Source organism: Acidothermus cellulolyticus 11B (assembly GCF_000015025.1).
GTDB classification, from domain to species: Bacteria; Actinomycetota; Actinomycetes; order Acidothermales; family Acidothermaceae; genus Acidothermus; species Acidothermus cellulolyticus.
Genome location: NC_008578.1, coordinates 1,728,867 through 1,741,671, shown reverse-complemented (window position 1 = coordinate 1,741,671; position 12,805 = coordinate 1,728,867). Strand labels below are relative to the sequence as shown.

The window sequence follows — 12,805 nt, the reverse complement described above, 5'->3', positions numbered from 1 at the left end:
GCTGCGCCCGGCGGCAGCGGACGGCGTCGCCGCGCATGCCGGGCACTTCGCCGGGGAATCCGCGGCGCCCGCCGGCAGCGGACGGTCGGCGGGGCCTGATCACGTTTCACGCTCGTCATCCGCGGTGGTGCGGTCGAAACCGCCGTCTCGAGATCGTGGCGGCTGCGACGGCAAGTCCCGCGGTCGCAAAAAGGGTGGGGACGAATGTGTCGGGTGACAGCGGTGTCCCGCCTGCTCGGGTCGCTCGCGGCGCGACGTCCGGTTCGGTGGGGGATCGGCTTGTCGCCGGGCGCGCGCGGCTCAGCGGCGTGGGTCCCTCCGCAGGCACCGGATGGCCGGACAACGGGCGGCCGAGCGGGTCGGAAGCACGACCGAGCGTGTCGGAGAACGGACCGATCGCATCGGAGGTGAGATCGAGTGCGTCGGAGGCGGCCGGCGGCGTCGCCGCGAGGGGCAGCAGCCGCACGTGGCGGAGGAACAGCAGCGGGTCCACGTAGCGTCCGTCGCGGATTGCTCCCCAGTGCAGGCAGCTGCCCGGCGGCCCGCAGTGGTCCGGCTGTCGAGCCACCGTGCCCAGCGGCATACCAGGCCGCACGATCTCTCCGACGGCGACCGCCGGTTCGATCGGCTCGTAGGTGAAACGGATCGATCCGACGCTGATCGAGACGACGCCTCGGCCGGCTATCCGTCCGCTGAAGACGACATGTCCGTATCCGGCCGCTGCAACGGGTTCGCCCGCGCTCGCCGCGAGATCAACTCCCCGGTGACCGGCCAGCCACGGCTGGGTCGGTGGGTCAAACCGGCGGAGGACCCGCAGCGGCGCCACGGGCGGTACGGCGCGCACCTGGCTGGACGTCGACGGTGTCGTAGCCGCGGGCACTGGCTCGCTGGCCCCAGCCGGGGTCGCGGTGAGCACCGGGGGTCCGCAAACAAACCATCCGACCACCGAGGCGACAGCCATAAGCGCACGTCGGGTCGCCCGCCACCGCGCCATTGCTCGTCGCATGCGTCCAGGCTGGCCGTCTGACCCGCGCCGCGCCATCGCGGTTGCCGCGTCTGTGGATCGAATGTCAGCGGCCTGTGGACGGCGCGGACCGCCGGCCCAGGGCGGGAGCCCCCTGACTTCGACGCGGACCGCCGGCCCGGGGTGGGAACCCGCTGAACTCGGGCGCAAACCGCCAGCCGTCTCCTGGTCGGCCAGCCGTGCCTCCGGGACTCCTCGGGCCTGCGGACCGAGCCGGCTGTTCGTCGCGTAGACTGCGCCCGGGTCCCCGCGTACCAGGCTCGGGCGCGGAGATCACATCGCACGCCTGGGGTGCTCGGCACCGCCTGCCTCGGTGTGTTCGCGCAGCGAACACGGTGGCACGGGCGTCAGGGTGACCGTCGACCGACGGTCCGAGGAACCGAGGTGGACGCCGGAACGGCGTCGAGAAGGGAGCAACGGCGATGGCCGTCGTCACAATGAAAGAACTCCTTGCCGGCGGGGTGCATTTCGGGCATCAAACGCGCCGGTGGAACCCGAAGATGAAGCGTTTCATCTTCACCGAACGCAACGGCATTTACATCATTGATCTTCAGCAGTCGCTGTCGTACATCGAACGAGCGTACGAATTCGTGAAAGACACCGTCGCCCGCGGCGGCACGGTGTTGTTCGTGGGGACGAAGAAGCAGGCGCAACAGGCGATTGCCGAGCAGGCGACCAGGGTCGGGATGCCGTACGTCAACCAGCGGTGGCTGGGCGGCATGCTCACGAATTTCTCCACCGTCTACAAGAGATTGCAGCGATTGAAGGAGCTCGAGCTCCTGGAGCAGAACGGGTCGCTCTTCGGTCAGGCGACCAAGAAAGAAGCCTTGATGCTGCAGCGCGAGAAGGAGAAGCTCGAACGCACCCTCGGCGGCATTCGTGACATGACGCGGCTGCCCGCTGCGGTATGGATCGTCGACACGAAGAAGGAACACATCGCCGTCGATGAGGCCCGTAAACTCGGCATCCCCGTGGTCGCCATTCTGGACACCAACTGCGACCCGGACGAAGTTGACTATCCGATTCCGGGCAACGACGACGCCATCCGGTCGGTGTCCCTGCTGACTCGGGTCATTGCCGACGCGGTTGCGGAAGGTCTGATGGCGCGGGCCGCGGCGCGGGCGACCGACGGCAAACCCGAACCCGAGCCGGTGCCGGGTCAGGAGTTGGGTGCGGACGAGCCGCTTGCCGATTGGGAGCGGGAACTTCTCGCCCGCCAGGGCGTGGACGCCGACGAGCTCGGTGTCTGAGCGCGTCATTGGCAGCGGGTCGGCGTCCGAATTCGTCGACCGGAATTGGAACTCGGGCGTGCGCCGCCTAGGGCGTGCGTCCACAAGAAGCGAGGAAACGAAGGAAGAAGCGTGATGGCTACGTTCACCACTGCCGACGTCAAGCGACTCCGCGAATTGACCGCGGCTGGGATGATGGATTGCAAGAAGGCGCTGGAGGAAGCGGACGGCGACTTTGACAAGGCCGTCGAGCTCCTGCGCATCAAAGGGGCCAAGGATGTCGGCAAGCGCGCCGAGCGGACCACGGCCAACGGTCTCGTCGCCGCCGCAACGGACGACGGCGTCGGTGTCCTCGTCGAGGTGAAATGCGAGACCGATTTCGTCGCCAAGGGCGAGCGTTTCCAGGAGCTCGGACGGCGCATCGTCCAGGCCGCGTTGACCACCGAGACCGATGACCCGGCGGTCCTCCTGGACGCCGTCGTCGACGGCCGCAGTGTGCGCGATCTCGTCGAGGAGAACAGCGCCGCCCTCGGCGAGAAGATCGAGCTTGGCCGTCTCGCTCGCTTCGCCGGCGCCGCGGTGGTGAGCTACCTGCACAAGACGAGCCCGGATTTGCCGCCGCAGCTTGGTGTTCTCGTCGAACTCTCCGCGCCGAACGCCGAGGCGGGGAAGGACATCGCCCAGCACATCGCCGCGTTCGCCCCCCGCTACCTCACTCGCGCGGACGTTCCGGAGGACGTCGTCGCTGCGGAGCGACGGATCGCCGAGGCGACGGCTCGGGAGGAAGGGAAACCCGAGCAGGCCCTGCCGAAGATTGTCGAAGGCCGCGTGACCGGCTTCTTCAAGGAGACCGTTCTCACCGAACAGGCGTTCGCCAAGGATCCCAAGAAGACCGTGCAGCAGGTGCTGGACGACGCCGGGGTGCGCGTCGTACGGTTCGCTCGATTCCGGATCGGCCAGCTGTAATCGGACCCCGGGGGAGCCCAGTCGTGGCAGACGGTGAAGGAGGAGCAGCGTCCGCTCCCACGGCCGGCACTCGGCCGGTGTACCGGCGGGTGCTGCTCAAACTGGGCGGCGAGATGTTCGGCGGCGGGCACGTCGGCGTTGATCCCGACATCGTCGCGTCCATAGCCCGGCAGATCGCCGCCGTGGTGGCCGAGGGCGTGCAGATGGCGGTCGTCATTGGCGGAGGCAATTTCTTCCGCGGCGCCGAGCTGTCCGTCCGTGGCATGGACCGGGCTCGTTCCGATTACATGGGCATGCTCGGCACGGTGATGAATTGCTTGGCATTGCAGGATTTCCTGGAGAAGCTCGGCGTTGACACCCGGGTGCAGACAGCGATCACGATGGGGCAGGTGGCCGAGCCGTACATACCGCGACGGGCGATCCGGCATATGGAGAAGGGCCGGGTGGTGATTTTCGGCGCCGGGCTCGGCGCCCCGTACTTCTCCACGGACACGACCGCGGCCCAGCGGGCTCTGGAGATCGGAGCAGAGGTCGTGCTGATGGCCAAGGCGGTCGACGGCGTGTACGACAGCGATCCGAAGACCAACGCGGACGCCGTCCGATTCGACCATCTCGATTACGACGAGGTGCTGGCCCGCGACCTCAAATTCGCCGACGCCACCGCGATCTCACTCTGCCGGGACAACGGGATGCCGATCATCGTGTTCAATTTGCTCGAGGAGGGCAACATCGCCCGTGCTGTCCACGGTGAGAAGATCGGCACTATTGTTTCCAGCGGGGACGGCGTTCCGCCGCGGCGGCAGGCCGTATCGCCGGCGCGCTGACGACAGGCCCGCGCTCCCTGTGGGCGATCGACGAGAGGTAAGGAGCACGCCGTGATCGACGACACCCTGCTCGAAGCCGAAGAGAAAATGGAGAAGGCGACGAACGTCGCCCGGGAGAATTTCGCGGCCATCCGCACCGGCCGGGCCAATCCGGCGCTCTTCTCGAAAATCACCGTCGAATATTACGGCACGCCCACTCCGCTGAATCAGCTCGCAAGTTTCACCGTGGCCGACGCGCGTCTCATCGTCATCCACCCCTACGACAAGGGCTCGTTGCGCGCGATCGAGAAGGCGATTCGTGATTCCGACCTTGGGGTCAACCCGACCGACGACGGTTCGGTCATTCGCGTCGCGATCCCGCCGCTCACCGAGGAACGTCGGCGCGATTACATCAAGATGGCGCGTCACGAAGCCGAGGAGGCTCGGGTCGCCATCCGGAACATCCGCCGTCACGCCAAGGACGCCTTGGACAAACTGCAGAAGGACGGCGAGGTCGGCGAGGACGACGTACGTCGTGCGGAGAAGGAACTTGACGAGCTGACCCACAAGTACGTCGCGCACATCGACGAAATGCTCAAGCACAAGGAAGCCGAACTTCTCGAGGTCTAGTGCGCGCACACGCCTCCACCGCCCGTGAGCCATCCGCCGCCGAGGACTCCGGATCGCCTCGCGGCGGCGTGACCGGGCGTGCGGGGCGCAATCTGCCCGCCGCTATCGGTGTCGGTGTCGGCCTTGGCGCAGTCGTTCTTGCCGCGCTTTTTTTCGACGTCCGCGTCTTCACCGGTCTCGTCGGTGCCGCCGTGGTCATCGGCATCGCGGAAATCACCACGACCCTACGGACAACGCACCGGCCGCACCTGCCCGTTATTGCCGCCGCGGCCGCTGGAGCAGCGGTCGTTGTTGCGGCGTACGGCGTAGGCGCTGCGGGCCTGGGCATGGCGGCCGGCGTCCTGCTTACCGCCGGTGCGGCGGCCGCCGTGGTTTCCGGGGAGACGTCGTCGGCGCCGTGGCGGCTCGCGCACGCCGGATCCGTTGCCTACATTGCCGGGTGCGCATCCTGCGCGGTGTTGCTGGCCGTTGACCGGCCGGCAAAAGTCGTGCTGCTCCTTGCGGTCGTAGCGGCCAACGATACCGCCGGATATGCGGTCGGGGTGCTCGCCGGCCGGCATCGGCTGGCACCCCGCATTTCGCCGAAGAAATCGTGGGAGGGACTCGGCGGTTCCGTTGCCGGAGGGATGCTGACCGCCGCTCTCCTTTTCGCGACCGTTCTGCATCGGAGTTGGTGGCAGGGTGTGGGCTTCGGCGCGGCGGTCGTTGCCGCCGCCACGGCCGGGGACCTCCTGGAATCGTGGGTGAAGCGTCGGCTGGGGGTCAAGGACATGGGCCGTCTGCTGCCCGGCCACGGCGGATTGCTCGACCGCATCGATTCGATACTGCTTGCTGCGCCGGTGGCATGGGCTCTGCTCGGATACCTCTGGCCGTAGTGCAGCGGTAACGCCGTCGGGCAGGGCAGGATCACGCAGGGTCGGACCGCGTTGCAGGATCGGACCGCAGGATCGGCAGGACCTGGCCGCAGGATCGGCAGGACCGGGCCGGAGGACCGTGCCGGACCGGACCGCGCCGGTCAGGACCGCCACCCTGCGCCCACGCGCAGGACCGCGCCGGCCCGTCGCTGGTCAGCGGTCCAGCCCGGGGGTGGGGAAATTCTTCGTCAATTCGCGGACCTCGCCCGCCACCCGCTGTTCAACGGCGGCCAGTGCTTCCTCATCTCCTTTGGCGACGGCGGTGGTCACCTCATCGATCCAGGCGGCGATTTGCCGCATTTCCGCGGGACCCATTCCGCGGGACGTCACCGCCGGGGTGCCGAGCCGGATTCCCGACGGGTCAAACGGCTTGCGAGGGTCGAACGGCACGGTGTTGTAGTTGAGTTCGATGCCGGCCCGGTCGAGGGCCCGCGCAACCGGCTTGCCCGCCACACCTTTTGAGGTGAGGTCCACCAGGATGAGGTGATTGTCGGTGCCGCCGGAGACAAGGTCGAAGCCACGGGCGAGGAGCTCCTCGGCGAGAACGGCCGCGTTGGCGACGATGTTCCGGGCGTAGTCGCGGAATTCGGGTTGCATCGCCTCGAGGAGGGCAACCGCGATAGCCGCCGTGGTGTGATTGTGCGGGCCACCCTGCAATCCTGGGAAGACCGCCTTGTCCAGCGCTTTCGCATACTGCTCGGTGCTCATCAGCATCGCACCGCGCGGACCGCGAAGCGTCTTGTGCGTGGTGGTGGAAATGATGTCGGCATGTCCCACCGGCGACGGGTGCACCCCGCCGGCGACGAGCCCGGAGATGTGCGCGATATCGGCGACGAGGACAGCGTTCACTTCGCGGGCGATCTCTGCGAACGCGGCGAAATCGATGATGCGCGGAATCGCCGTCCCGCCGGCGAAAATTACCTTCGGCCGCTCTCGCCGGGCCACCTCGCGGACCTCATCGAAATCAATGCGACCGGTGTCGCGCCGCACGCCGTATTGGACCGAGCGGAACCAGATGCCGGTGGCCGATACGGGCCAGCCGTGGGTGAGGTGTCCGCCCATCGGCAACGCCATGCCCATGACGGTGTCGCCGGGGGAGAGCAGGGCCAGGTAAATGGCCAGGTTCGCGGGAGATCCGGAGTACGGCTGCACATTGGCGTGATCAACCCCGAACAGCTGTTTGGCCCGCTCGATGGCAATCGTCTCGATCTGATCGATGAATTGCTGCCCTTCGTAATAGCGGCGGTTCGGGTAACCCTCGGAGTACTTGTTGGTGAGCACCGTCCCCGTCGCCTCCAGGACCGCTTTGGAGACGTAGTTCTCCGACGGAATCAGCCGAATTTTCTCGGACTGCCGCCGTTCTTCGGCCCGGATCAGGTCAGCGATCGTGGGATCCGTGGCGGTGAGAGCGGCGAGAGGGTCAGGGGATGAATTCATCGACAGCTCCTCAGAGATCACGCGGGTCGAACCCGGCTGCTCCGTGCGACGATCCTAGCGGACCGTCGATTCCGTACGGACAGCCCGGCCGGCGCGCCGAACGGCGACGCGGCGGGTGGACTGATCGTGCCCGCCGGCCGGGCGGTCTCTGGCAGACTCGAGAACGATATGACGACGCACGCGATGACCGATGCTGCTCGGGCGGGAGCGGTGACACGGCGCGGCGTCCCACGCCATCTGGCGGATTTTTCGTTAGCGGAACGGCGCCGGTGGGTGGCCGAACTCGGCGAGCCGTCCTTCCGGGCCGTGCAGATCTCCGCCCATTACTTCGGTCGTCTCACGGAGAATCCGGATGAGATGACCGACCTGCCCGCCTCGTCGCGCCGGGAGCTGGTCGGCGTCCTGCTTCCGCCGCTTCTGCGGCCGGTTCGGGAGCTCGCGTGCGACAACGGGCTCACCCGGAAGATCCTCTGGCGGCTCAGTGACGGTGCGTACGTCGAATCCGTCCTCATGCGTTATCCGCCCCGGCACAGCCGCCACGCTGCGCTCGGGGCTGAAGCGGACGCGGACGGCGGTTCGCGGCACGGCCGGGTCACACTGTGCGTGTCCAGTCAGGCGGGCTGCGGCATGGGATGCCCGTTCTGCGCCACCGGCCAGGCCGGTCTGGTCCGGAACCTGTCCGCCGCGGAGATTGTCGCTCAGGTCGCGGTCGCCGCCCGCACGGTGGCGCGCGGGGAAATGGCCGGCGGCCCAGGGCGATTGTCCAACGTGGTTTTCATGGGCATGGGGGAACCGTTGGCGAATTACCGGTCGGTGGTGGACGCCGTGCGAAGGATCACCGAGCCGCCGCCGGAAGGTCTCGGCATTTCCCAGCGCAGTGTCACCGTCTCGACCGTGGGCCTGGTTCCGGCCATCGAGCGGCTCGCGACGGAAGGACTCGCGGTCACGCTCGCGGTCTCGTTGCACGCGCCGGACGACGAGCTGCGCAACGTCCTTGTTCCGATTAATCGACGCTGGCCGGTTCGTGACGTTCTCGGTGCCGCCGCGCGGTACGCCGAGGTGACAAAGCGGCGGGTGTCCGTCGAATACGCGTTGATTCGCGACGTCAACGACCAGCCGTGGCGTGCGGATGCGTTGGCTGCGCAGGTCAAGGAATTCCTCGGCCGTCTTGGACACGTCAATCTCATCCCGCTCAATCCCACGCCCGGCTCCCCGTGGACGGCGTCCACACCGCGGGCGCAGGCGGAATTCGTCCGGCGCCTGGCGGCTGCGGGGGTGACCGTGACCGTCCGGGATACCCGCGGGCGGGAGGTCAACGGCGCGTGCGGTCAGCTTGCCGCTACGGTGGAATTTCGCGGCCGCACCGTCCAGGAGACGCCTGCGCCGTCAATGGCTGCGCTTGATGATGCCGTCCGCTAACGCATCGGCGGCCTCACTGAGCCGCATTCCGACCACGTCGATGCGGCGGAGGAGTTCCCGGCGTTTCATCGTCTCAACATTGAAGGGCTGATTGAACAATTCGGCCAGCTCCATAGCGTACAGGCGGCGGACTTTATTCGCCGCCTTTTCGCAGAGACCGTGGTGAGTCCGGCGTCCTGCGGCCTGCGGACGATTTCTTCCGTCGCTTGCCGCAAGGTCTGCAGGCCCTCAATGACGGCGTCCAGAACCGGGGTGACAGATTCCTGGCCGGCGAGCCGGTAGAGGTCGGTTTCCCGGACGAAATCGCGTAAGCCGTCGAGAACGTCGTCGACCATCCGCGAGAACCGGAAGAGATCCTCGCGGTCGATGGGCGTGGTGAGCGCGGACGCGAGCGCCGCGATGAGTTCGCCGCGTTTCTGGTCCCCGTGATGCTCGATCTCCCGCATGCGTTCGCGCGCGTCTTCGGATGGCAGCTCACCCGTCGTCATCCGGCGTGCGAGTTCGGCACCGCGCAGCGTGGCGTCGATCTGGCCGACCAGAATTGCGACCAGTTGCTCGTCGAAGCGGCCGAGCAGGTCGTGCAGGAGGCGGGGCAGCCGCCCACGTCTCAGCCCGCCACGGCGCGCGCGAATGCGGTGACGGCGGATGCGACCGCGATGCTGGCCGGCAGCGTCACCACCCAGGCCATCGCGAGGCGGCTCACCGCTCTCCATCGAACCCTCCTCGAACCCTCACTCACGCCTGCTCCAACCAGCGAGGCGGTCAAGGACTGCGTCATGCTGACCGGGGCGTGCCCCACGGCACTGCCGAAAGCAGCGGCGGCTGACGCCGCTTGCGCCGTGATGGCATGAAGCGGACGCACCCGGAGCAGGTCAGCACCTAACCGGCTTGCCAGGCGCGGCAAACTGAGTGCCGCTCCCGCGACGAAGCACAATCCGATGAGCGCGAGTGTACGTCCGCCCGTATGCACGGCACCCCCGGCGTTCCCGGCGATCGCGAACACGGCGAGCATCTTCTGCCCGTCGTTGGCGCCATAGGCCAGGGCGAGGAGCACGTAGCCGAGCGCCGTGCCGGCCCGGGTGACCAGGGGCATGTGCGAGAGCGGCGGCACGTGGTGGAGGAGACGAGCCAGGACGAGGCCGGCCAGGCCGGCGCAGATTGGCGAGAGGATGCCGAAGAGCAGCACCCGGCCGACCGTGCCCCACGCGACCGGCAGACCGTAGCCGAGCCCGGCCCCGGCAATCCCGCCAATGAGGGCGACGGTAAGGCTGGTCGGTCGACCGGTGGTCGTTAGGAAAGCGACGACAAGGAGAGCGGCGAGCAGCGCGAGGGCGAACGCGAGCCGCCCGCCGTCCGTCTGGAAGGCCACGAGACGGTGCGAGAGCGTGGCGGCTACTTCGGTGCCGAAGATGAGCGGAGCGGTCAGGACGCCGCCGACCACGACCAGCAAGGCCGAAAGGGGCCGGAGCAGGGAGACCCGCAGGCCGGACGCGACGATCGCTGCGCCGTCATTGGCTCCGGTGACGGCGGCAAAGAGCGCGGCAATCGCCAGCCAACCTGCGGACATGCCGTGCGCTCCTCCATTCCGTCGACTGCGCCATCGTCGGTTCGCCTCCTCACGCGCCGGGGTGATGCGCGGCGGCGAGAATGTGTTCGGCCGCAGTCAGATCCTGCGGGTAGGTCACCTTGATATTCCGGGTGTCGCCGGGGATCGTTTGGATGACCGTATCGGTGAAATTCTCCACGCACGACGCGGTGTCCGTGCCGATGAAACCCCGGCGCGCGGCCGCATGATACGCCGCTATCACCTGTTCGGCTTGAAACGCCTGAGGTGTTTGCATGCGGACCAGCGTGCCGCCCGTGCTGAGCGTCTCCAGCACTTCGTTCCCCTCGATACGCGCCAAATCCAGCGCCGGTAAGGCGGGAACCGCGCCCCCCACCATATGGGCAACCGTGATGAGCTGATGCACCAGTTCCGCGGAGATGAACGGTCGAGCGCCGTCGTGGATGGCAATGACGTCGACGTCGATTCCGCGGTTCTCGAGCGCGCGTAATGCGTTGTACTCCGAGTGGTGTCGGCTCTCCCCGCCATCAACAAGGAGGACATCAAGGTTCGGGAAATCACGGTCGAGCATGGCGCGGGCAAGGCCGCGTTCATGCGCGCGTACTGTCACGATGACATGGCGAACATTGGGCACGCGGCTCAATGCTTCCAGTGACCAGGAAATTACCGGACGGTGGGCGAGGGGAAGGAAAACCTTGTTCATCGCGGCACCGAAACGCCGACCGTCACCGCCGGCGAGCACGATTGCTGCCGCTGATGGTTCCTCGGAGACCATGGCCCGAACATTAGCACCCGCGGTCTTTGGTGATCGTCGCCGTTCCTGCCGGTCGCACGACTGTTCTTGCCTTGTCGCAGGACTGTTCGTGCCTGGTTGCCGGAGTGTTCGTGCTGGTCGCGGGAGGAAACCGGCCTAGCGGCGCACATCCTGCCGGCCTAGCGGCGCAGGTCCCAGCGCGCCGGCCTCCTGCGGGGTCCCAGCGCGCCGGCCTCCCGCAGGTCTCAGCGCGCCGGCCTCCCGCGCGGCCCGTCCGGGAATTGCGTAAGCTGCCGGCATGTCGGCACCGGCTGCTGCCGTGGTGGCGCGCCAACGACTTCGCGTCGGGATGGTCGGGCTCGGCGGAATCGCCCGCCGTGTCTACCTCCCCGTCCTGGGAACCCGTCCAGACCTTGACCTGCGGGTCTGCACCCGCAATCAGGCTGTTCTGGACGACGTCTGCGCGGCGTACCGCATCGCGCACGGCTACACCGAATTGTCGGCGATGCTTGCCGAGGGTCTCGACGCCGTCTTCGTCCATGCGGCGACCGGCGCGCACGTCGATGTGGTCCGGGCCGTGCTGGAGGCCGGAATTCCGGTCTATGTCGATAAACCGCTGGCCGCTGACGTGGATGATGCGAGGGATCTGGTCGAGCTGGCAAGGCGGCAGCGCACGTCGCTCTTCGTTGGTTTCAACCGCCGGTTCGCGCCAGCGTACCGCGCGCTTGCCGACGAGGAGTTCTCCTGTGCCGTCATGCAAAAACACCGGGTCGGATTTCCGGACGACGCGCGCCGGGTCATCTTCGACGACTTTATTCACGTCATTGACACGCTGCGGTTTCTCATCGACGAGGCGCGGCTGGTCGACGTCCATTCGGTGCGCATCGCCGGGGATCTCGCGCTTGTCTCCGTGGTGCTGGCCGGACCAGGCCGGGTGGCGGTCGGTGTGATGAATCGGGATGGCGGCGCGACCGAGGAGGTGCTTGAGATCCACGGTCCGGGTGTCAAGACCAGCGTCCGTGATCTGACCGAGGTCATCGAGGATCGCGAAGGGCGTCGGGAAATTCGGCGGCTGGACGAATGGACACCCGTCGAGGAGCGCCGCGGCTTTGTCGCTATGTGTGATTTCTTCGTGGACGCCGTCCGCGCGGGATATCGCCTGGATGCCGGCGACGCGCTGCGGACCCATGAGCTGTGTGACGAGGTGCTTCGCGCGGTCAGTGCGCGTACGCCGTGAGCCGGCGGACGGCGGTGACCGTCCAGGCACCCTCTCGGGACGTTGGACTCTTGCCCGCCTGCTCCGGATGCGATGAGATGTCACTGCACCGTCACGTTCCGGAAACGTCTGCCACCCAGACTGCATGCATCGGCGCTTATTCACCATCGAGCGGAGGCGGAGATGTTGACCCACCTGAGGCTGAGCGTGCCGGATCGTCCGGGAATTCTCGCCCGCGTGACCGCCGTCCTCGCAGACGCCGGTGCTGATATCAAGAGCATCGCCGTTCTTGAGCGGGTGGCGGATCGTGCGGTTGATGACATCTACGTTGTCTGGCCGCACACCCAGACCGGTGATCTGGTCGACCGGTTGACGGAAATCCGGGGCGTGCGGGTCCTCGGAACCCGGCCGTCCCAGCAGGTGCCGGGCGCTTTCCCCGACCTCGATCTGCTCACCCACGTGCTCGGCACAGGCGCGCGCGGACTGGACACCCTCGTTGACATGGCCGTTCCGGCGTTCGGCGCCGATTGGGCCGCGCGGATTTCCTATGCCGGCGGCGCGCCGGAGGTCGCGTACTGGAGTGGAACCGCGCTGGACGACGTCGTCGTTCCACACGTGCGGGTGGTGCGGGCCACCGCGTTCGAACAGGACGGCGCGCAGCTGGTCGCTGTCCCGCTGGACCCGTTCGAAGCGGCGCTGGTGTGCGGGCGGGGGAGCACACCAGCGTTCCATCGGGTCGAGGTGGAGCGCATCGGCCGAGTGACCACACTCGCTGCTGGGTTGGTCCGTCCGGTCGGCGCTGTTTCGAGCCCGCGGTAGGCGGTATTGCCTGCGCGGTAGGCGGTACCG

General features: G+C 67.5%; 13 protein-coding genes. 8 read left to right on the top strand and 5 right to left on the bottom strand.

Going from position 1 to position 12,805, the window contains the following annotated elements; all coding sequences use genetic code 11:
• Positions 1-115: 115 nt before the first annotated feature.
• Positions 116-880, bottom strand: coding sequence for a M23 family metallopeptidase (locus ACEL_RS11560; RefSeq protein WP_011720378.1), 765 nt, complete (start codon positions 878-880; stop codon positions 116-118).
• Positions 881-1,446: 566 nt separating this feature from the next.
• On the opposite strand from ACEL_RS11560, the gene rpsB reads away from it, so the two are divergent.
• The 5 genes from rpsB to ACEL_RS07925 all read left to right on the top strand — a co-directional run bounded on the left by rpsB (position 1,447) and on the right by ACEL_RS07925 (position 5,527).
• A complete protein-coding gene (gene rpsB, locus ACEL_RS07945) occupies positions 1,447-2,274 on the top strand; it encodes a 30S ribosomal protein S2 (RefSeq protein WP_011720377.1) in 828 nt (275 codons plus the stop codon).
• A 114-nt stretch (positions 2,275-2,388) separates the two neighbouring features.
• Positions 2,389-3,219: a translation elongation factor Ts gene (gene tsf, locus ACEL_RS07940; RefSeq protein WP_011720376.1), complete on the top strand. Its 831-nt coding sequence runs from the start codon at positions 2,389-2,391 to the stop codon at positions 3,217-3,219.
• Between the two features lie 23 nt (positions 3,220-3,242).
• Positions 3,243-4,043 (top strand): UMP kinase, encoded by an 801-nt coding sequence (gene pyrH / locus ACEL_RS07935; RefSeq protein WP_011720375.1) that lies wholly within the window; start codon positions 3,243-3,245, stop codon positions 4,041-4,043.
• Positions 4,044-4,094: 51 nt separating this feature from the next.
• Positions 4,095-4,652 carry a ribosome recycling factor gene (gene frr / locus ACEL_RS07930; protein ID WP_011720374.1) on the top strand — a complete coding sequence of 186 codons (558 nt, stop codon included), beginning with the start codon at positions 4,095-4,097 and terminating at the stop codon, positions 4,650-4,652.
• Complete coding sequence (locus ACEL_RS07925) at positions 4,652-5,527, top strand: phosphatidate cytidylyltransferase (protein ID WP_011720373.1); 876 nt, start codon at positions 4,652-4,654, stop codon at positions 5,525-5,527. The genes frr and ACEL_RS07925 overlap by 1 nt, the downstream gene beginning before the upstream one ends.
• Positions 5,528-5,719: 192 nt before the next feature.
• Here ACEL_RS07925 and ACEL_RS07920 read toward each other — a convergent pair whose 3' ends face one another.
• A complete protein-coding gene (locus ACEL_RS07920) occupies positions 5,720-7,003 on the bottom strand; it encodes a serine hydroxymethyltransferase (RefSeq protein WP_011720372.1) in 1,284 nt (427 codons plus the stop codon).
• Between the two features lie 183 nt (positions 7,004-7,186).
• Here ACEL_RS07920 and rlmN point away from each other — a divergent pair, with 183 nt between their 5' ends.
• Positions 7,187-8,422 (top strand): dual-specificity RNA methyltransferase RlmN, encoded by a 1,236-nt coding sequence (gene rlmN, locus ACEL_RS07915; protein ID WP_238378022.1) that lies wholly within the window; start codon positions 7,187-7,189, stop codon positions 8,420-8,422.
• 65 nt (positions 8,423-8,487) lie between these two features.
• Here the strand turns inward: rlmN and ACEL_RS07910 are convergent, their stop codons facing one another.
• The 3 genes from ACEL_RS07910 to ACEL_RS07900 form a co-directional block, all read right to left on the bottom strand.
• Positions 8,488-8,910 carry a DUF47 domain-containing protein gene (locus ACEL_RS07910; protein WP_011720370.1) on the bottom strand — a complete coding sequence of 141 codons (423 nt, stop codon included), beginning with the start codon at positions 8,908-8,910 and terminating at the stop codon, positions 8,488-8,490.
• A 119-nt stretch (positions 8,911-9,029) separates the two neighbouring features.
• A complete protein-coding gene (locus ACEL_RS07905) occupies positions 9,030-9,989 on the bottom strand; it encodes an inorganic phosphate transporter (RefSeq protein WP_011720369.1) in 960 nt (319 codons plus the stop codon).
• Positions 9,990-10,038: 49 nt separating this feature from the next.
• Positions 10,039-10,761, bottom strand: a complete 723-nt coding sequence (locus ACEL_RS07900; RefSeq protein ID WP_011720368.1) for an IspD/TarI family cytidylyltransferase — start codon at positions 10,759-10,761, stop codon at positions 10,039-10,041.
• A gap of 277 nt (positions 10,762-11,038) precedes the next feature.
• Between ACEL_RS07900 and ACEL_RS07895 the strand changes: the two genes are divergently transcribed.
• Positions 11,039-11,977, top strand: a complete 939-nt coding sequence (locus ACEL_RS07895) for a Gfo/Idh/MocA family protein (protein ID WP_011720367.1) — start codon at positions 11,039-11,041, stop codon at positions 11,975-11,977.
• 162 nt (positions 11,978-12,139) lie between these two features.
• Complete coding sequence (locus ACEL_RS07890; protein WP_011720366.1) at positions 12,140-12,775, top strand: ACT domain-containing protein; 636 nt, start codon at positions 12,140-12,142, stop codon at positions 12,773-12,775.
• Positions 12,776-12,805: the final 30 nt, after the last annotated feature.